The 20134-nt window shown below is 73.0% G+C and carries 17 protein-coding genes and 1 riboswitch; of the genes, 4 read left to right on the top strand and 13 right to left on the bottom strand.

Features of this window, described 5'->3' with window-relative positions; all coding sequences use genetic code 11:
- Window positions 1-20: 20 nt before the first annotated feature.
- Window positions 21-2405: a phosphoketolase family protein gene (locus tag AC4IHM_RS01230; protein WP_490865213.1), complete on the bottom strand. Its 2385-nt coding sequence runs from the start codon at window positions 2403-2405 to the stop codon at window positions 21-23.
- Window positions 2406-2798: 393 nt separating this feature from the next.
- Here AC4IHM_RS01230 and AC4IHM_RS01235 point away from each other — a divergent pair, with 393 nt between their 5' ends.
- Together AC4IHM_RS01235 and AC4IHM_RS01240 are read left to right on the top strand one after the other, a co-directional pair.
- Window positions 2799-3458, top strand: a complete 660-nt coding sequence (locus AC4IHM_RS01235; RefSeq protein ID WP_490865214.1) for a TetR/AcrR family transcriptional regulator — start codon at window positions 2799-2801, stop codon at window positions 3456-3458.
- A gap of 94 nt (window positions 3459-3552) precedes the next feature.
- Window positions 3553-5127 (top strand): MDR family MFS transporter, encoded by a 1575-nt coding sequence (locus AC4IHM_RS01240; protein WP_490870731.1) that lies wholly within the window; start codon window positions 3553-3555, stop codon window positions 5125-5127.
- Window positions 5128-5205: 78 nt separating this feature from the next.
- Here AC4IHM_RS01240 and AC4IHM_RS01245 read toward each other — a convergent pair whose 3' ends face one another.
- The 6 genes from AC4IHM_RS01245 to AC4IHM_RS01270 form a co-directional block, all read right to left on the bottom strand.
- A complete protein-coding gene (locus AC4IHM_RS01245) occupies window positions 5206-6204 on the bottom strand; it encodes a twin-arginine translocation signal domain-containing protein (RefSeq protein WP_490865215.1) in 999 nt (332 codons plus the stop codon).
- A gap of 44 nt (window positions 6205-6248) precedes the next feature.
- The gene (locus AC4IHM_RS01250; protein WP_490865216.1) at window positions 6249-7529 is read right to left on the bottom strand and encodes a TRAP transporter large permease subunit; all 1281 of its coding nucleotides are present in this window, start codon (window positions 7527-7529) and stop codon (window positions 6249-6251) included.
- 3 nt (window positions 7530-7532) lie between these two features.
- Complete coding sequence (locus AC4IHM_RS01255) at window positions 7533-8168, bottom strand: hypothetical protein (protein ID WP_490865217.1); 636 nt, start codon at window positions 8166-8168, stop codon at window positions 7533-7535.
- Window positions 8165-10294 carry a hydantoinase/oxoprolinase family protein gene (locus AC4IHM_RS01260; RefSeq protein ID WP_490865218.1) on the bottom strand — a complete coding sequence of 710 codons (2130 nt, stop codon included), beginning with the start codon at window positions 10292-10294 and terminating at the stop codon, window positions 8165-8167. The genes AC4IHM_RS01255 and AC4IHM_RS01260 overlap by 4 nt, the downstream gene beginning before the upstream one ends.
- Before the next feature lie 99 nt (window positions 10295-10393).
- On the bottom strand, window positions 10394-11992 hold the full coding sequence (locus AC4IHM_RS01265) for an FAD-dependent oxidoreductase (protein ID WP_490865219.1): 1599 nt from the start codon (window positions 11990-11992) through the stop codon (window positions 10394-10396).
- A gap of 58 nt (window positions 11993-12050) precedes the next feature.
- On the bottom strand, window positions 12051-13160 hold the full coding sequence (locus tag AC4IHM_RS01270; RefSeq protein WP_490865220.1) for a LacI family DNA-binding transcriptional regulator: 1110 nt from the start codon (window positions 13158-13160) through the stop codon (window positions 12051-12053).
- Between the two features lie 301 nt (window positions 13161-13461).
- Between AC4IHM_RS01270 and AC4IHM_RS01275 the strand changes: the two genes are divergently transcribed.
- The gene (locus AC4IHM_RS01275) at window positions 13462-13917 is read left to right on the top strand and encodes a flavodoxin family protein (RefSeq protein ID WP_490865221.1); all 456 of its coding nucleotides are present in this window, start codon (window positions 13462-13464) and stop codon (window positions 13915-13917) included.
- A 7-nt stretch (window positions 13918-13924) separates the two neighbouring features.
- Here AC4IHM_RS01275 and AC4IHM_RS01280 read toward each other — a convergent pair whose 3' ends face one another.
- The 5 genes from AC4IHM_RS01280 to AC4IHM_RS01300 form a co-directional block, all read right to left on the bottom strand.
- On the bottom strand, window positions 13925-14698 hold the full coding sequence (locus AC4IHM_RS01280; RefSeq protein ID WP_490865222.1) for an ABC transporter ATP-binding protein: 774 nt from the start codon (window positions 14696-14698) through the stop codon (window positions 13925-13927).
- Entirely contained in the window at window positions 14695-15753 is a 1059-nt protein-coding gene (locus AC4IHM_RS01285; RefSeq protein WP_490865223.1) for a FecCD family ABC transporter permease, read from the bottom strand. The genes AC4IHM_RS01280 and AC4IHM_RS01285 overlap by 4 nt, the downstream gene beginning before the upstream one ends.
- On the bottom strand, window positions 15750-16826 hold the full coding sequence (locus tag AC4IHM_RS01290) for an ABC transporter substrate-binding protein (protein ID WP_490865224.1): 1077 nt from the start codon (window positions 16824-16826) through the stop codon (window positions 15750-15752). Before AC4IHM_RS01290 ends, AC4IHM_RS01285 begins: the two co-directional genes overlap by 4 nt.
- Before the next feature lie 63 nt (window positions 16827-16889).
- Window positions 16890-17075: riboswitch (cobalamin riboswitch) on the bottom strand.
- 58 nt (window positions 17076-17133) lie between these two features.
- Window positions 17134-18066 (bottom strand): M56 family metallopeptidase, encoded by a 933-nt coding sequence (locus tag AC4IHM_RS01295; RefSeq protein ID WP_490865225.1) that lies wholly within the window; start codon window positions 18064-18066, stop codon window positions 17134-17136.
- A 6-nt stretch (window positions 18067-18072) separates the two neighbouring features.
- The gene (locus AC4IHM_RS01300) at window positions 18073-18498 is read right to left on the bottom strand and encodes a BlaI/MecI/CopY family transcriptional regulator (RefSeq protein WP_490865226.1); all 426 of its coding nucleotides are present in this window, start codon (window positions 18496-18498) and stop codon (window positions 18073-18075) included.
- A 99-nt stretch (window positions 18499-18597) separates the two neighbouring features.
- Between AC4IHM_RS01300 and AC4IHM_RS01305 the strand changes: the two genes are divergently transcribed.
- The gene (locus AC4IHM_RS01305) at window positions 18598-19173 is read left to right on the top strand and encodes a TerD family protein (RefSeq protein WP_490865227.1); all 576 of its coding nucleotides are present in this window, start codon (window positions 18598-18600) and stop codon (window positions 19171-19173) included.
- An 86-nt stretch (window positions 19174-19259) separates the two neighbouring features.
- On the opposite strand, the gene AC4IHM_RS01310 is transcribed toward AC4IHM_RS01305, so the two are convergent.
- Window positions 19260-19943, bottom strand: coding sequence for a lytic polysaccharide monooxygenase auxiliary activity family 9 protein (locus AC4IHM_RS01310; RefSeq protein WP_490865228.1), 684 nt, complete (start codon window positions 19941-19943; stop codon window positions 19260-19262).
- Window positions 19944-20134: the final 191 nt, after the last annotated feature.

Genomic DNA, 20134 nt, shown 5'->3' on the forward strand with positions numbered 1-20134 from the left:
CGCAGGCGCCCGGCCGGTGCTCAACCGTCCCAGGACCAGTCGGCGACCTCCGGCATGTCCACTCCGTGTTCGCGGATCCAGTCGTGGTGGCGCAGCCGGGCGTCCGCCATCCGCTGCCGTACGGCCGTCGCGCGCACGGCGAGGCCGGGTACGCGGTCGATGACGTCCATGACGAGGCGGTAGCGGTCCATGTCGTTGCCGACCACCATGTCGAACGGTGTCGTGGTGGTCCCGATCTCCTTGTAGCCGCGCACGTGCAGATGTGCGTGTCCGGTGCGCCGGTAGGCGAGCCGGTGGATCAGCCAGGGGTACCCGTGGTAGGCGAAGATGACCGGCTTGTCGGCGGTGAACAGGCCGTCGTACTCGAAGTCGCTCATGCCGTGCGGGTGTTCCCCGCTGGGCATGAGCCGGGCGATGTCGACGACGTTGACCACGCGCACGGTGAGTCCGGGCAGATGGCGGCGGACGAGCTGGGCGGCGGCGAGGATCTCCAGGGTGGGCACGTCCCCCGCGCAGGCGAGCACCACGTCGGGTTCGCGGGTGCCGTCCTCGGTGCCGGCCCACTCCCAGATCCCCGCGCCGCGCGCGCAGTGCGCCCGAGCCTCCGCCATGGACAGCCAGTCGAAGCAGGGCTGCTTGCCGGCGACGATCACGTTGACGTAGTCGCGGCTGCGCAGGGCGTGGTCGGCGGCGGAGAGCAGGGTGTTGGTGTCCGGCGGCAGGTAGACCCGTACGGCCTCGGGGCTCTTGTTGAGGATGTGGTCGACGAAGCCGGGGTCCTGGTGGGAGAAGCCGTTGTGGTCCTGGCGCCACACATGGGAGGTGAGCAGGTAGTTGAGGGAGGCGATGGGTGCGCGCCAGGGCAGTCGGCGGGTCACGCGCAGCCATTTGACGTGCTGGTTGACCATCGAGTCGACGATGTGGACGAAGGCCTCGTAGCAGGAGAAGAGTCCGTGCCGGCCGGTGAGGAGGTAGCCCTCCAGCCAGCCCTGGCAGGTGTGTTCGGAGAGGATCTCCATGACCCGGCCGTGCGGGTCGAGGTTCTCGTCGACGGGGAGGGTCCGTTCCTGCCAGGCCTTGCCGCTGGCGGCGTAGACGGCCTGGAGGCGGTTGGAGGCGGTCTCGTCGGGGCCGACCAGCCGGAAGTCGCGCCGCTCGGCGGTGGCGTCCATGACCTCCCGGAGCAGGTCTCCGAGGACCCGGGTGGGTTCGTGCATGCCCGCGCCGGGTTTGTCGACGGGGACGGCGTACTTCTCCAGCGGGGGCAGGGGCAGCTCGCGCAGCAGCAGCCCGCCGTTGGCGAAGGGGGTGGAACCCAGCCTGCGGGGGCCCTCGGGGACCGCGGCGAGCACGGCGGGGCGCGGGGCTCCGGTGTCGTCGAAGAGTTCCTCGGGCCGGTAGGAGCGCAGCCACTGCTCCAGTTGCGCGAGGTGGTCCGGGTTGGTCCGTACGGCGGACAGCGGGACCTGGTGGGCACGCCAGGTGTTCTCCACGGGCAGGCCGTCCACCACGGCCGGGCCGGTCCAGCCCTTGGGGGTGCGCAGCACGATCATCGGCCAGCGGGGCCGGTCGGTGGCTCCCTCCTCGCGGGCCGCGCGCTGGATGGTGGCGATGCGGTCCAGGGCGGTGTCCATGGCGTGGGCCATCGCGCGGTGGACGGCGGCCGGTTCGTCGCCGGTGACGTGGACCGGGTCGTGGCCGTAGCCGCGCAGCAGGTCGTCGAGTTCGGTCTCGGGGAGACGGGCCAGGACGGTCGGGTTGGCGATCTTGTAGCCGTTGAGGTGCAGGATCGGCAGGACCGCGCCGTCGTTCACCGGGTCGAGGAACTTGTTGGAGTGCCAGGACGCCGCCAGCGGGCCCGTCTCCGCCTCGCCGTCACCGATCACGCACGCGACGAGGAGGCCGGGGTGGTCGAAGGCGGCGCCGTAGGCGTGCGAGAGCGCGTAGCCCAGCTCGCCGCCCTCGTGGATGGAGCCGGGTGTCTCGGGTGCGACGTGGCTCGGGACACCGCCGGGGAACGAGAACTGCCTGAACAGCCGGGCCATGCCGGCCTCGTCCCGGGTGATGTCCGGGTAGGTCTCGGTGTACGAGCCCTCCAGCCACGAGTTGGCCAGTACGGCGGGTCCGCCGTGGCCGGGACCCCAGACGCACAGGGCGTCGAGGTCGCGGGCCCTGATCACCCGGTTGAGGTGGGTGTGGACCAGGTTGAGACCCGGTGAGGTGCCCCAGTGGCCGAGCAGGCGCGGCTTGACGTGCTCGGGGCGCAGGGGTTCGGCCAGCAGGGGGTTGGCCATCAGGTAGATCTGGCCGACGGCGAGGTAGTTCGCGGCGCGCCAGTGGGCGTCCAGGGTGGCCAGCTCCGCGTCGGTGAGCCCGGGGGGCGCCTGCTGCGTGTCGACGGACATGGGGGTCCTTTCCGGGTCGGGACAGCGGTCGGGCGGCGTGGGCGCGGGTGGTCCCCGTGCACATCCCAACCCTGCGCCGACCGGCCGGGTACCCGAGAGGGCCGTTCGGGTCACGTTGCGCTCCGAACGGGTCCGTGGCAACCGGACGACCGCCCACGCGCCGGAAGCCGCCTGGTGTGCCGGGCCGGCCGGTACGCGATGGGCGGTGCGTGGGGCGCGGGCAGTGCGGTCGGCACCGGCGCCGACCCCGGTGCCGACCGCACTGAGCCACCGGGTACCCCAACTTCGGTCATGCACGCAGGAGTTGTTCGCAGCCCTGCGGCCGGCGCGCGGAGGGCCCGTCCCTCCCGGGCAGAGGCCGTCAATTTTGCATGACGTGCATCTTTGCATAGCATGCAACTTATGTCGGGGAAGAGTGCCGCGGGGGGCGGTCTGCGGGAGCGCAAGAAGCGGGCCACGCGTGCCGCCCTCGCCGAGGCCGCGATCAGGCTCGCCGCCGGGCACGGGGCGGAGAAGGCCACCGTCGAGGCGATCAGCGCCGCGGCCGGGGTGTCGGTGCGGACCTTCTTCAACTACTTCGACACCCGGGACGACGCGTTCGTCGTCATCGACGCGGACGCGGGCGCGCGCATGCGGCGCGCCGTCCTCGACGCACCCGCGGGACTCACCCCGCTGGAAGCCGTGCGCGAGGCCATGGCGGCGGAACTCGCCGAGGCGGAGCAGCAGCACGAACTGTGGCGGCTGCACGCCGAGGTGCTGCACGCCTCGCCGCACCTGCTGGCACGCGGTGTCGGGGCGCACATGGCGGCCGAGGCGGACCTGGCCGACGCCATCGCCGAACGCCTGCGCGGCACCGGGTCCCGGGGCGCGGCCGGCGCCGAGCGGCGCGCGGCTGCCGGCCTCTATCCGCGGCTGCTGGCCTCGGTGGCCGGCGTCGCGGTGCGGACCAGCATGGACCACTGGTCCGCCCATCAGGAGGAAGCCGCCTTCCTCGACGTGTTCCACGAGGTGTTCACCCTCCTCGCCGCCGGTCTTCCGGCACCCCCCGCGTAGCCTCCGCGCCGGGCTCGCGCGACCAGACCACACCACCACCGAAAGAGATGTCGTGACCGCATCCCAGGCGCCCGCCGACGCGCCTCCCACCTCCATGACCCACCGGCAGATACTCCAGGCCATGTCCGGCCTGATGGCCGGTATGTTCGTCGCGATCCTGGCCGGCACCGTCGTGGCCAACGCGCTGCCCACGATCATCGCCGACCTGGGCGCCAGCCAGTCGTCCTACACCTGGGTCGTCACCTCCGAGCTGCTGGCGATGACCGCGACGGTGCCCCTGTGGGGCAAGCTGTCCGACCTCTTCAACAAGAAGCTGCTGCTCCAGCTCTCGCTGAGCATGTTCGTGGTCGGCTCGCTGCTGGCCGGCTTCTCGCACGGCGTGGGACTGCTGATCTTCAGCCGGGTCGTGCAGGGCGTCGGCGCCGGCGGTCTGACCGCCCTCGCGCAGGTCGTGATGGCCTCCATCATCCCGCCCCGCCAACTGGGCAAGTACGCCGGGATCTTCGGTGCCGTCTTCGCCGTGGGCACCGTGGCCGGTCCGCTGGTCGGCGGTGTCCTGGTCGACACCTCGTGGCTGGGCTGGCGCTGGTGCTTCTTCATCGGTGTGCCGTTCGCCCTGCTCGCCATCGCGCTGCTCCAGCGCACGCTGCGCCTGCCCACCGTCAAGCGCGAGGTGCGCATCGACTGGCTCGGCGCCTTCCTGATCGTCGCCGGAGTCTGCACACTGCTCATCTGGGTGTCGCTGGCCGGCGGCGAGTTCCCCTGGTCGTCCTGGCAGACCGGTGCCCTCGTGGGCGGCGGTGTCCTGCTGCTGGTGGCCGCCGTCCTGGTGGAGGCCCGTACCCCCGAGCCGGTCATCCCGCTCGACATCTTCCGCAACCGCACGGTCACGCTGACCACCGTCGCCAGTCTCCTGGTCGGTGTCGCCATGTTCGGCGGGACCGTCTTCCTCTCGCAGTACTTCCAGATCTCCCTCGGCAAGTCGCCGACCGTCGCGGGTCTGATGAGCCTGCCGATGATCCTCGGCCTGCTGGTGTCCTCCACCGTCGCCGGACAGGTGATCAGCCGGACCGGCAAGTGGAAGCGGTACCTGGTGGCGGGCGCGATCGTGATGGCCGTCGGCCTCGGGCTGCTGTCCACGATCGACGCGCAGACCTCCTTCGCCCTGCTCGGCCTCTGCATGGCGGTCCTCGGCGTCGGCGTCGGCATGCTGATGCAGAACCTGGTGCTGGCCGCCCAGAACGACGTGCCCGCCGCCGACCTGGGCGCCGCGACCTCCGTGCTGTCCTTCTTCCGCAGCATGGGCGGCACCATCGGGGTCAGCGTCCTCGGCGCGATCCTCGCCAACCGGGTCGCAAGCGAGATGACCAAGGGGCTCAGCGACGCGGGCATCGCCGTGCCGGGCGGTGCGGGCTCGGGCGAGAGCAGTGTCCCGGACATGTCCACGCTGCCCGCCGCGATGCGGTCCGTCGTCGAGCACGCCTACGGTGTCGCCACCGCCGACCTGTTCCTCGTCGCCACGCCGTTCGCGCTGCTCGCGCTGGTCGCGGTCGTCTTCATCAAGGAGAAGCCGCTGAAGACCACCAGCGGCATGGAGCGCCTCGCCGAGGAGGCCGCCCAGGCCGCGGCGGCGCCGGCCGACAAGGATCCGGCCGCGCCGGTGGGCTGAGCCGCCGGCGGCACCCCGCGGCAGGTCCGCCGTGGGGTGCCGCCGCGCGCGGGGCGGCACCCCGCGGCGGACCCGACGTCAGCCGCGGGCCACCGCGATCGAACCGGCCAGCCGCTCCCCCGCCTCGTAGACCATGTAGGGCACCCCGCCGTCGGTGCCGAAGGACGGCGAGGCCGCGCGGCCGTTCTCCGGCGCGGCGCTGCCGGAGTTGTACAGGACGCCGAGGTGCGTGCGCCGGGAGAAGTCGTTGCCGACCTCGGTGATCATGAGATCGCCGCCGCTCTCCTTGTCCTTGTTGTAGACGACGTACGTGCTGTCGTTCCGGTAGAGCAGGTGCGGGCCGCCCACGTTGACCGCGCCGACGTCGCTGTGCCGCACCAGGGGCTGCTGGTCGAACGTCCAGGTACGGCCGTCGGCGGACCAGCCCCAGCCGATGTCGCGGTGGTCGGTGGTGTTGTTGAGCATGAAGACCATCACATAGCGGGCGCCGCGCGAGGGCAGGTCGTGCCGGAAGACCCGTGCGTACGACGTCTCGGTGGTGCCGGCCGGCAGCATCGAGGTGGTCAGCACCACCTTGTCGTAGGTGAAGTTGATGCCGTCGGTGGAGCGGGCGAGCCTGGTCGTGGTGTTCTCCCCGTGGAAGTACAGCCACAGCTCCCGCTCGTCCTCGTTCCACATCACGTGCGGTGAGGAGACATGGCTGACCGAGTAGTGCGGCGACCAGTTGTTCGCCACGATCGGGTTGCCCGGGTACTCGGTGAACGGGCCCTCCAGCGAGTCGCCGTGGGCGAGGCAGATGCCGCCGGGGGCGTCGTGCGGGGCGTAGTACAGGTAGTAGCGGCCGAGCGGGGAGGACAGCTTGTCGTAGACGCCCCGGACGGTGGGGAAGATGATCTCGCCGGTGGGGTTGTAGGCGAGCTGGGACGGGGTCAGCAGGGTGCGGACGTAGGTGTAGTCGGGGAATCCGCCGGGCGCGGCGGACGCGGCGGGCACCACGGTGGCGCCCAGTGCGAGGGCGGCGCCGGTGAGGGCCGTGCCCTTCAGGAACAGACGACGGTCGAGGTGCGGCTCGGGCATGTCGACTCCTGTGAAGAGGGGGAGAGGGACGCGGGACGGGGGGATCAGAGGTACAGGGAGGCGGTGACGCACATGCCTCCGCACGCGACCAGCCACACGTAGGGCAGGGTGCGGACCATGACCTGCTGCGGGCTGACGCCCGCGTACTGGGCGGCCCACACGGTCTGCGTGCTGGTCGGGTCGGCGACGCCGAAGACCTGGTTGTACGAGGTGGCCATGCCGAGGACGGCGACGGCCGGGTAGATGCCGGTGGCGATGAGGACGCCCGCGATGCCGGCGCCGAGACCGAAGACGTTGAGCGGGCCGCGGTACAGGCACAGCGGCACCAGCAGGGTGAAGACGATGACGAACAGCACCGGGTTGTGCGGGCTGACGGCCTTCATCAGCGGTTCGAGGGCGTCCACGGCGCCGGGGAGTTTGACGGCCGCGAGCAGGATGCCGATCGCGACGAACAGGGCGAGCGGCGGGGCGGCCACCTCGAACCCGCCGTACAGGGTGCGCAGCAGTCGCTTGCTCATCCCGCCGGGCCGGGTGGTGGTGACCAGGGCGTAGAGCACGCCCGCCAGCATCGAGGGGATGATGGCGACTTCCAGGCCGAGCGCCAGGACCAGCGGGATCGCGGGGGCCAGCAGCGCGTACCAGGGCGCGTCGCCGAGCTGTTCGCGGCGCGAGGCGGGCCGCTCGGCCACCGACCTGAGCGACCAGGCGTGCTCGGTGCCGCGCCGCCGGTTCTCGATCACCACATAGGCGACGGCGGCGACCAGCGCGAACGGGAACAGCTTCACCATGAAGCCGCGCACCGTCTCGACGGGCAGGTCCAGCGCGGTGGAGAAGAACTGCCAGACGGGCAGTTCGAAGGGCACCCCGACCGCGATGCCCATCAGCACGGTGCCCGCGGCCGTCACCTTCGGCACGCCGACGGCGACCATGGCGGGGATGCCGATGATGCCGGCCAGCATCGCGGCGGGCGCCGATCCGGTGACCGTGCCGACGAGCGCGGAGACGGCCAGGACCCCGAGGGCGACGACGGTGGGCCGGTCGCCGCCGAACTCCACGATCTTGCGGACGAGGGTGCCGGCGATGCCGGTCTCGTCGAGCAACTTGCCCAGCCAGGAGCCGAGGATGATGGCGATCATGGTGGCGGCGAGCGCCGGGGCGCCCTCTTGCAGCACGGTGTCCAGGACACTGTTCTCGCCGGTCAGGGGCGCGCCGGCGAGGAAGGCGATGACCACGGCCAGCAGGACCAGCGCGAAGGCGGTGGGGAGCTTGCGGGTGAGCATCGCGGCGACGCCGGCCGCCATGACGAGGAGGATGACGACACCCATGGGTCAGTTCTCTCTTCTTGCGTCACGTGCACGGGGTGGGGTGTGCGCTGGGGTGGCGCCGTCGGACCGGGCCTCGGTCTCGGCGGCCAGGGCGGCGGTCAGCAGCAGGGGGCTGCGGCCGAGTCCGCAGACGGTACGGGCGTAGGCGTGCGCGGCCACCTCGTCGGCGCCGGCGACATGGCCGGACACGCGCAGCCGGCCCAGGCGCAGGGCGGTGTGTCCGAGGGCGTGTTTCAGGGCGGTCCGCGCGGGCCCGTGGTGGAGGTGGGCGTGCACCGCCTCGTGGGCGAGGGCCGCGGCCCGCACCGAGCCGGGCGGATACCAGGCGCGCCAGCCGCGGGCCTCGACGACCCGCTCGGCGAGCGCGATCGTGTCGGTGTACAGCTCGACCGTGGGCGGCCTGGAGGTGTAGCGGGCCAGCAGTCCCCGCTCGAGACCGCCGTCGCTCTCCACGATGCGCGCGGTGCACTCGACGGGTGCGAGCGCGGAGCCGAACGCGTCGGCAGTGCGCGCCCAGTGGCGCAGCAGCTCCGGGTCGCGGTGCTCGTGGGTGGGGGTGGCGGCCAGCAGCCGCACGGCCCAGCCGATGTCGTCGGTGGCGGCGGGGTCGGTGGCCGCCGGGGTGTCCTGGACGGTCATTCCCGCACCTCCAGGACGGCGACGACGGGTTCGTCGGCGGCGCGGGAGCGCAGTTCGCTGCGGGCGAGGGCGAGCAGCGGCTGCGGGTCCAGGACTCCGGAGAGGTCGGCGATGCGGGTGCCGAGCAGCAGCCGCACCGCGGGGGCGCGCACGCCTCCGTCGCCGTAGGAGGTGTTCTCGGTGACCAGCTTGGCCAGGGCCTCGGGGGCTCCGGCGACGGTGGTGGCCTCGACCCGGGCGTCGGGGGCGTGGTGGCGTACGACGCCGTCGGCGTCCACGATCCGCACCGGATGGCGCACGGGCCGGAAGCGACGGTGGATCTCGGCGCCGTACACGGTGTGGGCGGGGGTGGCCGCGAGGACACGCACCTTCGACGGGTCGGTCTTGAGGCTGGTGGCGGCCAGCTTCAGGCGTTCCGCCTCGTCGGCGCGGTGGGCCCGGTCCTGGGTGCGCAGTTCGGTCGCGCCGGTGGCGATGGCGCGTACGACGTTGGTCTGCGGGTCGACGGTGACCTCGACCTCGACGCCGTCGGCGGCGGCGCCCTGTTCGACCACGGCGCGCTCGGCCTCGGCCCGTACCGCGAGGATCTGCTCCTGGGTGGCGCCGGGCACGATCCGCTCGACCTGTTCACGGACCAGGGCGAGGGCGACGCCGATGGGGCTGATGACCTCGTTGTTGCGGGCGATGCGGCCGGTCATGCCGGTGCGGTCGGCCAGGTGCGGGGTGACGGAGGCCGCGCCGCCGCCTCCGCCGACCAGGACGGCGGTGTCGGTGTCGAGGCGGTACTCGCGTACGAGGTCGTCCACCACCTTCTTCACCTGGTCGGTGCCCGCGTCCAGGAGCCGGGCGGCGGCGGTGGGCACGTCGGTGCCGAGTGCGGCGGCGAGCGGGGCCAGCGCGGTGCGGGCGGTGTCGGGGGCGGCGTGGGCGAAGTCGCCCTCGGGGACCCGGCCGAGCGCGTTGGCCGCGCAGGTCATGGTGAGCGCGAACCGGCCGCCGGCCGCGTCGAGCACCGCGTAGTCGGCGGGGTCGCCGGGCAGCGGGCTGACCGTGGTCAGCTTCGCGTCGCGCAGGTCGGCCGGGTCGGCGAAACAGGCGTAGGGCAGGCCCGCGATGTGGGCGCTGCGCGGTCCGGTGCCGGTGACCCGTCCGCCCGAGACCCGCACCATGGAGCCGCCGCCGACGCCGACGGTGCGCACGTCGAGGGCGTTGAGGTAGGAGGTGCGGCCGAGGATGGTGGCGTGGCGCACGGCGACCTTGCCGCGCTTGACGACGCTGATGTCGGTCGAGGTGCCGCCGGTCTCCAGGAACACGCCCTCGCTGACGCGTTCTTGCATCAGCGCGCCCGCGACCCCGGCCGCCGGTCCCGACAGCACCGTCAGCAGGGGCCTGCGGCGCATCTCGTCGAGGGCCATCACTCCCCCGTCGCAGCGCATCACCATCAGCGGCGCGGTGACGCCCGCCTTGGTGATGGCGGCGTCGACGAGGTCGGCGGTGGCCAGCATGCGCGGCAGGATCGCCGCGTTGACGACGGCGGTCCTGGTGCGCTTGCGCAGCCCGTACAGCGAGGTGATCTCGTGGGCCGCGGTGGTCGGCAGGCCGGTGGCACGGGCCGCCGCGGCGACCGCCGTCTCGCCCTCGGGCCGGTCGACGCCGAACGGCTCGCTGGCCACGAGGGCTTCGGCACCCGCGGCGGTGAGCTGCTCGACGGCGGCGCGTACGGCGGTGGCGTCGTCGGGGTCGGACACATGGGCGTAGTGCAGCGGCAGCCGTTTGCCCGGGGTGAGTTCGAGCTTGGCGAGCGAGGCGAGCCGGCGGGTGAAGTACGTCGCGCCGCCGGTGCCGATGCCGAGCAGTCCGACGGTGGCGACGTTGCCCTCCAGCAGGGCGTTGGTAGCCTGGGTCGTGCCGTGTGCCAGGAAGGCCACGTCGGCGGGTGCGTGTCCGGTCTGTCGCAGCAGCCGGTCGAGCGCCTCGACGATGCCGTGCGCGACACCGTCCTCGTGATGGTGGCTCGTGGGGACCTTCACCTGGCCCACGAGCCGCAGCGTCGTGGCGTCGACCGCCACGGCGTCGGTGAAGGTTCCGCCCACGTCGATGCCGACGCGGATGCGGTGGGTGGTCATGTCCGGGCACCTCCTTGTGCTGGGTCGGTCCGCGCGGGCGGTCACCGGGCGGGGCAGGTGGTGCTGCCCCGCCCGAACTCCCGTCGCGCGCGGGGTCGTTCAGTAGCCCCTGACGTTGGGCCAGTGACGCTGTACGCCGTCGCGGTCGAGCACCTTGGCGAACTCGTCGTACCGCTTGTCCTCGGCCTGCACCTCGTGCGGCTCGACGTTCTCGGCAAGGCAGTGGGCGGCGAGCGCGCCGGCGACCTCGCCGACGTTCCACTCGACCGGGTGCAGGCGGTAGCAGCCGTTGGTGATGTGCGTGGTGCCGAGGTTCTTGCCGGCCGGCAGCAGATTGCGCACCCGGCGCGGCACGAGGGCGCCGAGCGGGATCTCGAAGGGGACCGAGCCGATGTCGACGTAGGTGTCTCCGCCGGTGGACGGGTGCAGGTCGATGCGGTAGTTGCCGACGCCCACGGAGTCGCGGTGGCGGGTGCGGCCGTAGGGTCCGAGCAGGTCGATGGCCACGTCGTGCTCGGTGACGGTGGTGACCGCCTTGATACGGCGGGACTCGCGGACGTACGCCGCCTTGGCGAGGCCGTCGGCGGTGCCGGTCACGTCGGGGCGCGGGCGCAGGCCGGGGAAGCCGGTGCCGCCGTCGGTGCGCGGCGCCTCGGTCTGCAGCCAGTACAGCAGCGACAGCGACAACTGGCGTGCCTCGCGCAGGGCTTCGCTCTCCTGGCCGATGTAGGGCTTGAGCCAGTAGTCGTTCAGCGGCCAGTTGACGATGGTCACGTCCGAGTCGAAGGCGCCCTCGGTGTGCAGCTTGCGGGCGAGGATGCGGCGAAAGCCCCACAGTTCCTTGTCGCCGGCGTCGGCGCTCTGGTCGGCGTTGACCGCCAGCGGATCGAGGCCGGGGTTGGGTTCGAAGGTGCGCGGCACCGGTTCGAGGGTGCGCGGGTCGGGGGCCTCGAAGCCGAGCAGCGGGCCGGGCCAGAAGTCGGGGCGGTAGGAGCGCCAGAATGCGTAGTCGGCGGGGCGCTCGACGGTGTGGTCCTCGCCCTCGTGGTGGGAGAGGGCGAGGCAGACGGTGATGCCCTGCTGGTTGCGCGGCTGGGCGTGGTCGGGAGCGTGCGGTTCGTCGAACTCGGCCAGGGACTCGGCGCCGGTGGCGTGCTCGACGCCCGCGAGGTGGAGGAGTTCGCCGGTCTCGGTGGCGTCCAGGACGTAGCGGGCGGCGAGGGTGCGGCGGGTGCCGTCGCGCAGGTCCTCGACGGTGACGGCGCGGACGGTGTCGTTGTCCGACTCGGCGGCGACGGGCCGGTGCTCGGTGAGGACGGTGAGCCGTCCGGCGGCCCGGTGCGGGGCGAGCATGCCCTCCAGGACGGCGAGGGCGACGCGCGGCTCGTGGCAGAGCTTGCTGACCCGGCCGGCGCCCGGGTTGAGGTGGGTGAGCGCCCGTGCCTCGGCGCGCAGCGGGTACCACTGCCGGTAGTAGCGGCGGATGCCCTCGCGCAGTTGCCGGTAGGTCGCGGTGGTGCCGAACTGCTCGACCCACGGGTGTTCGTCGGGGGGCACGGCCTGGCTGGTGAGCTGGCCGCCGATCCAGTCCGTCTCCTCGGTCAGGACGACGCTGCGGCCGGCCCGGCAGGCGGCGAGGGCGGCGGCGACGCCGCCGAGGCCGCCGCCGACGACGAGGATGTCGGGTTCCGGTATCACACTGCTCCTCTTGTTCTTCGCTTGTGCTGCGGTGGGTTCGGGTCGTGATGCGGTGGGGTCACGGGGTGTTCGGCGGGCCGGCGGTCGCGCCGGGTCTGAAGGCGCAGGCGACGAGGGTGCCCTCGGCGGGTGCGCCCGAGATGCGGGCGGCGAGCAGCCGTACGGCCTCGGCGCCCAGCGCGGGGCGGGGGATGTCGAAGCCCATCGGGGCGGGTTCGTCCGCGAGGTCGGCGGGCGGGCTGCCGAGCAGGGCGAGCGAGACCTGGCCGGGGCAGCTCAGGCCCGCCTCGTCCACGGCGGCCCGCAGTGCCCGCCAGGCGGCTGCGGTGTCGGTCTCCTCGGCGACGAACGCGGTCACTCCCTCGGCGAGCCAGGCCCGGACGCGCTCCGCGGTGAGGTCGCGCCGCGGGTCGCGGGAGCGGAACACGGTGTCGGGGCCGGCGGGCAGGCCGCCGGCCGCGAGTCCGTCGAGAAAGCCGCGTTCACGGTCGGTGGAGGCGGGGGCGTCGTCGTCCTCGCGGACCAGGAGGACGCGCCGGTGGCCGAGTCCGGCGAGGGCGGTCACGACCTCGTGGCTCGCGTTGACGTAGTCCGCGCCGACCCAGGCGAGGCCCTCCGGTTCGCCCGGCCGGCCGAGGTGGACGACCGGGAAGTCGTCGGCCACCAGGCGTTTCAGCTCGTCCTCGGGGGCGTGCCGGCCGAGGAAGAGGCAGCCGTCCGCCAGCCGCACCCGGTTGAGCGCGCCGGCCCCGGCCGCGCCCGCTCCCCCGCTGCTGGAGCCGGTGAACAGCACCAGGTCGTAGCCCTGGGCGGCGGCCTCCTGCTCCACGCCGACGAGGAACGGGTAGTACGAGTGCCGGACGTCCGTCGGGAAGGTCGCGGTGAAGCTGAAGACGCCGAGCAGGTTGTTGCGGGCGGCGGCGAGCCGGCGGGCGGCCGGGTCGGGGACGTAGCCGAGGCTGTGGGCGGCGTCCAGGACCTTTCTGCGGGTCTCCTGCGAGATCGGCCGCCCGGTCGCCGTGTCGCGGCCGGAGAGCACCAGGGACACCGTCGCCTGCGAGACACCCGCGAGCCCGGCCACCTCTGCCTGCCTCGGCCGGGCCCGTCGGCCGGCCGGCGCGGGGGCCCTCCCCCGCCTCGCCCGCCCTGCGGCTTCCTCCGCCACCACTGCCCCCTCTCCGTCGCGTTAATGCGCATTACCTAATGCGCATTAACGAGTAATGTGAGGGACCGGACGCGTGAGGTCAAGACCTTCGACACGGGAAAATCCGATTCGGGTCCCGCGAGGGCGGTCGGGCGGTCGGGCGGTGCCGCCGTCCGGCATGACGGGTGGGCGCCGGGACCGGGGCGGCGGCTTCGTGGTCGTGAGCCGCGGCCGGCCGAGAGGGGGCCGCGCAGGTGTGAGACCCGGTGGTCGGGCCGGGTGGTGTCTGTTGCGGTCGGCGGTGCCGGGCGGCAGGCTTCGGGGTGTGGCCACTTTGCTGATCGTGCATCACACGCCGTCGCCGAACTGCCGGGCGATGCTGGAAGCCGTCGGGTCCGGGGCGGACGCACCGGAGATCGAGGGGGTGCGGGTGGTCCGGCGGGCGGCCCTGGCGGCCACCTCGGTCGACGTACTGGAGGCCGACGGCTACCTGCTGGGCACCCCGGCCAACCTGGGCTACATGTCCGGGGCCCTCAAGCACTTCTTCGACCAGGTCTACTACCCGTGCCTGGACGAGACCCGGGGCCGGCCCTTCGGCTACTACGTGCACGGCGGCAGCGACACCACCGGCGCGGTGCGCGGCATCGAGTCGATCACGACGGGCCTCGGCTGGCAGCGCGCCGCGCCCGCGGTGAGCGTCACCGGTGAGCCCGGCAAGGCCGACCTGGAGACCTGCTGGGAACTGGGAGCCACGCTCGCCGCCGGGCTGATGGAGGACTGACGCCGGGTCACCCCCTGAGCGTGCCGAGGAAGCGGACGTGCGGGCGGGCGGCCGGGCCGGTGGGGGTGATCTCGGCACGGACGTGGTAGACCTCGGCGACCAGGTCGGCGGTCAGTACCTCGGGCGGGGTTCCGGTGGCGACGACCCTTCCCTCGGAGAGTACGACGAGGTGGTCGCAGTACATCGCCGCGAGGTTGAGGTCGTGCAGGGCCACGACGCTGGTGACGGGCAGGGCGGCGACGAGGGCGAGCACGTCCAGTTGGTGCTGGATGTCGAGGTGGTTGGTCGGTTCGTCCAGCAGGAGTTCACGCGGCCGCTGGGCGAGGGCGCGGGCGATCTGGACGCGCTGGCGTTCGCCCCCGGAGAGCGTGTGCCAGAGCCGGTCCGCCTGCGCGGTCAGGCCGGTGCGTTCCAGGGCGTCCGCGACCGCCTCCTCGTCGGCCGCCGACGCCGGGCTCCAGGCGCGGCGGTGCGGGATCCGGCCGAGCCGGACGACGTCCACGACGCTCAGTTCGACCTGTGTGTCCGCCTGTTGCTCGACGACGGCCAGGCGCCGGGCGATGTCCCGGCGGCCCGTCTCGGCCAGGGGGCGGCCGTCGAGGGTGACGACGCCGGCGTCCGGGGCGAGGAGGCCGGCGAGCAGGCGCAGCAGGGTGGACTTGCCCGAGCCGTTGGGGCCGAGCAGCCCCGTCATGGCGCCGGGCCGGGGGCTCAGTCCCACCCCGTCCAGGATGAGCCGCCCGCCGGCGGCGCGGGAGACCCGCTCGGCGCTCAGGGTCACCGTGCCCTCCGGGTGCGGTACAGCACGAGGACGAAGGCCGGCACGCCGATCAGCGCGGTCAGCACGCCCACCGGGACCTCCTGGGGCTGGAGGACGGTACGGGCCACGGTGTCGACCCACACCAGGAACACCGCCCCGGCGAGGGCGCAGACCGGCAGCAGTCGGGCGTGCCCGGGGCCGGTCAGCGCCCGTACGGCGTGCGGCAGCACCAGTCCGACGAAGCCGATGGCGCCGGCCGAGGCGACCAGCGCGGCGGTGAGCAGGGCGGTGGCGCACAGCAGTACCAGCCGGGTACGGGCCACATGGACGCCGAGCGAGGCCGCCGCGTCCTGGCCGAAGGCGAAGGCGTCCAGCGTCCCGGCGTGGCCGAGGCACACGGCCAGGACCAGCACCAGGGCCGCGGTGCCGGTCCACACGTCCGTCCAGCCCGCCCCGCCGAGCGAGCCGAGCAGCCAGAACAGCACGCCGCGGGTGGTCTCGGCGTCGGCCGCGGTCATCACCACGAACGAGGTGAGCGCGGAGAACAACTGCATCGCCGCCACGCCCGCGAGCACCACCCGGTCCGGGGTGCCGCCGAGGCTGTGGCTGAGCAGCATCACCAGCGCGAAGGAGCACACCGCACCGGCGAACGCCCCGCCCGAGACGGACAGCGCGCCGCCACCCACGCCGAGTACGACGACCAGGACGGCGCCGGTGGAGGCGCCGGAGGAGACGCCCAGTACGAAGGGGTCGGCGAGCGGATTGCGCAGCAGGGACTGGAGTACGGCCCCGCACACGGCGAGTCCGGCGCCGCACACCGCCGCGAGGAGGGTGCGGGGCAGCCGCAGGTTCCATACGATGCCGTCGCGGATCGGCGAGACCTCCGCGGCGCCGGTGCGCCCGCCGAGGTGGGCGGCGACCACGGACCACACCTCGCCGACGCCGATGTCCGCGGGGCCGATGGTGACGGCGACGGCCACGGAGGCGCACAGGGCGACGATTCCGGCCGCCACCCACACCGGGAGGCGGCGGCCGCTCACGCGTATGCCGACGGGCGCCGTGCTCGTGGACGTCACTTGGTGAGTCCGTGGGCGCGCAGCGCCGCCGCCACCTTCTCCACGCCCTCGACGGTGCGGATGGTGGGGTTCATGGCCTGCCCGCTGAGCAGTACGTACCTCTTCTCGCGGACGGCGGTCATGTTCCTGGTGACCGGGTCGGACTCCAGGAACTCGATCTTCTTCGCGGCCGTCTCGGCCGTCTGGGACCTGCGGGTGAGGTCGCCGATGACCAGGACGTCGGGGTCGCGGTCGGCGACGGTCTCCCAGCCGATCTGCGGCCATTCGTCGTGGCTGTCGTCCATGGCGTTCTTGGCGCCGACCGCGTGCGTGATGATGCCGGGGGCGCCGCAGCAGCCCGCCATGTAGGGCGAGGTGGAGTTGGCGAACCAGTACATGAGGGTGGTGCCGGAGGCGTCGATGTCCGCTGTCGCCCGGTCGACCCTGGCCTTGAGGTCGGCGATGAGTTTCTCGCCGCGCTGCTCGACGCCGAACACCCGGGCCAGGTCGCGTACTTCGCGGTACACGGTCGCCATGGTCAGGGGCTCGGTGCGGGTGCCGTCGCCGTCACCGCTGTTGTCCTTGCCGACGCAGTCGGACGGGGACAGGTAGGAGGGCACGCCGAGTTCGTCGAACTGCTCCCGGGTGGCCACGCCGCCGGTGCCGAGGGTGGAGGTGAAGGAGGCGGCCACGAAGTCGGGTTCGGCGTCCAGGACCTTCTCGAAGGAGGGTGTGTCGTCGGCGAGCCGGGGGACGGTGGCGTTCGCCTTCTCCAGTCCCTTCATGACCGGGTCGGTCCAGGTGGCGGTGCCCGCCATGCGGTCGGCCAGGCCGAGCGAGAGCAGGATCTCCGTGGTGCCCTGGTTGAGGGAGACCGCCCGCCGGGGGGCCGCGGTGATCTCGACCCGGTGGCCGCAGTCACCGAGGGTGCGCGGGTAGCCGGCCGACTCGGCCGGCGCGGCGGAGTCGGTGGTGGCCGGCCCGGAACCGCAGCCGGACGCCAGCAGGGCGCCGGTCAGCAGCAGGACGGGGCCGCGGAGGGTACGGCGGGAGCGGGGGACGCGGCGGAGGCCGGCGGGGCGTGCTGCGGGCAAGGAAGGTCCTCTGGCGTCGAGGGCTCGTGCGCGAAGCCCGTTCGTACGGTGTGGCCCGCGTCGTGCACGGTGCGGGTGCCAGCAGGTCTTCGGACTCGGAATCGACCGGGCGGGACGCCTTCCCGGACGGCTCCTGCCGCCCAGTGGCCCGTGTCCCGCCCGTCCTCCTCACCGCTGCGCGTCAGTTCCGGATTCGCACCGGATTCCCTGACCCACCAGGTGGGTTCGACTGGCTTCCGCAAGCTACCACAGGGGGCCGCACCGCCGGCCCCGTGGGCCTGCGGATCCGGAGGGGGGCGAAGGGCGCTCAGAGCGGCGTCGCGGCTCTCAGGATGAGGAACATGGTGACGGCGGCGTTCGCGGACGACATCGCCGACACGGCGGTTCCGGCGGCCGCCGCCCACGCGGCCAGGCCCACCGAGGTGAACACCGGCGGCCAGGTGCGCACCGTGGGCGCGGGACCCAGCAGGGCCGCCACCCGGCGCGGCACCGGGCCGGGCGCCGCGAAGCCGGCCAGGGTGGCGATCGGGGTGCCCCGGGAGACGAGGGCCGCCTTGCCGATGGCGGTCGCCACCGCCCGTCGGTCGCCGACCACCCGGGCCGCGGCCTCGTCCGCCCACCGCTCCGCCGTGTAGGACACGGCGGTCCGCAGGGGCCGCAGGAACGGGTTGGCCAGCGCCGCGAGCCGGACCGTGAGCAGGAAGCGGTGGTGCCGGGCGGCCAGGTGGGCGCGCTCGTGGGCGAACAGCGCGCGCCGTTCGGCCGGTTCGAGGCAGTCGAGCAGGGCCGTGCTCACCACCACGCGGTCCCGCTCTCCCCCGGGCAGCGCGTACGCATAGGGCACGTCGTCCGGCAGTACGGCCACCCCGGTGCCCGGCAGTCCGGCCAGGGCGCGGTGGGCGCCGCGCCGTACCCTGCCGTGCCGCCACAGGGTCCGCGCCAGGGCCACGACCACCGCGCACAGCGCGGGAATCGCCGCCTTGCCGACGATCTCGTCGTACGGCACCGCCGCCCGCACCTCGGGGTCCGACCAGCCGTCGGGCAGCGGGTTGCCCGGCAGTTGGGCGGTGCCGACCACCATCACCAGGGCCAGGCACAGTGTGCTGCACAGGGCCATCACGGCGGCCACGACGGTGAGCAGCCGGGTCGCGGTCCGCGGGTGCAGGTGCTGCTCGGCCAGCCGGGCGATCGGCCACGCCGTCAACGGCAGGACCAGCGGCAGGAAGACGAAGACCCCCATGCGGTGTCAGCCGTGACCCGCGTCGCACGTGTGCCCCAGCAGCGCGCGCAACAGCCGCTCGTCGTCCGGGTCCAGGCCGGTGACGAAGCTGGCGAGCACGGCTTCCCGGTCGCTCTCGGCGTCCAGGACCTTGCGCATCTTGCGAGCGGCGAGGCCGGCCTGGTCGGAGGCGGGCGACCAGGCGAAGGACCGGCCCGCGCGCTCACGGCTGACCACGCCCTTCTCCAGCAGCCGGGTCAGGATCGTGATCACCGTGGTGTAGGCGAGGTCGCCGCCCAGGTGTTCCTGCACCCGGCCGGCCGTCGCGGGGCCGTCCGCCTCGCGCAGCGCCGACAGCACCAGCGCCTCCAGTTCGCCCTGCCCCCGCCGCGGACGCCGGTGATCCGTCACGGCCCGCCTCCCTGTGCCACTGAGCCCCTTCCGGGGCGACATCGTATAGAAGCCATTCTTCTACAGTGTTGTAGATTGGCGGGAAGGCAAGACGGACGTGATCAGCAGATGTGATCAGCGGACACGACGAAGGAGAACCCCGTGGGAATTTCCCTGGCCAAGGGCGGCAACGTCTCGCTCAGCAAGGAGGCGCCCGGCCTGACCGCCGTACTGATCGGTCTGGGCTGGGACGTGCGGACCACGACCGGCACCGACTACGACCTCGACGCCTCCGCGCTGCTCCTGGACGCCTCCGGCAAAGTGCCCTCGGACCGGCACTTCGTCTTCTACAACAACCTCACGAGCCCGGACGGCTCGGTCGAGCACACCGGTGACAACCTCACCGGTGAGGGCGAGGGCGACGACGAGGCGGTCAAGGTGAACCTCGCCTCCGTTCCCGCCGAGATCGACAAGATCGTCTTCCCGGTCTCCATCCATGACGCGGAGAACCGCGGCCAGAGCTTCGGCCAGGTCCGCAACGCCTTCATCCGGGTCGTCAACCAGGCCAACGACCAGGAGATCGCCCGCTACGACCTGTCCGAGGACGCCTCGACCGAGACCGCGATGGTCTTCGGCGAGCTGTACCGGCACGGAGCCGAGTGGAAGTTCCGGGCGGTCGGGCAGGGGTACGCCTCGGGCCTCGCGGGCATCGCCGCGGACTTCGGCGTCAACGTCTGACCCGCATCCGTCATGTCCCGCCGGACACGGTGTGCCCGGCGGGGCGGTGGGGGACGGGGCGGCGCGGGCGACGGGACGGGCGCGGCTCAGCCGAAGTCAACGTCGCTGCAGAGGAAGTACGTCTGGTCCATGTGCGAGGCCTGCCAGATGGTGTAGACGACGTGTCGGCCGCTCAGGCCCGACGTGCTCACCGGGATCTCGTAGTTCTGACTGGGCCCGTAGCTGCCCGTGCGCGCGACCTGCTGAAGGTCGCCCCAGGTCAGGGGTTGCGCGGCGGGGTCGAAGCCCTGCCGGGTGACGTAGACCAGGAAGTAGTCGGCGCCGTGACTGGCCTGGTCGTACAGCTTGACGGTGAAGTCGTCGGTGATGTCCGTGGTGCGCCACGCGCCCACGGCGTCCAGGGAGTTGTGGCGCCCGCTCTCGGTCCGGCCGCCGCTGCACAGTTGGCCGTCGGGGACGACGGCCCGGAAGTCGCCGGCGGAGCCGTCGCGGTACAGGCCGTTCCAGTTCCACATGGCGTTGGGGTTGTCCTGCCACGCCTGCCGGCACATGGGGTCCTCGTCCGCCATGGCGGGGTTCTGGAAGTCGTCGCCCCGGCGCTCCCAGCAGCCGTAGTTGCGGGAGGCGGGGTCGACGACCGAGCCGTGGGCGACGGCGGTGCCGCTCCAGGGGACCAGGGCGAGCAGGACCGCGGTCAAGGTGCCGAGGCCGAGGGTCGTCGCACGGCGGACCCTTGAGGGCGCAGATTTGAGGCGCCCATGACACGTCATGGTGTCCTTCTCTCGTGGGGGTCTCTCTCGTGGGCAGTGGGGGCGCCAAAGGCTGGGAGCACCCATGGGAGCGCTCCCAAGCCGTCTCGGAGACCAGGCTGCGCCCGGGTGGGCGGATTGGCAATACGCGAATCGCGCCGACGAAACGCGACGGGCGGGCGGGGTCGTCCCCGCCCGCCCGCCTGTGACGA

It is taken from the genome of Streptomyces sp. SL06, assembly GCF_058244745.1.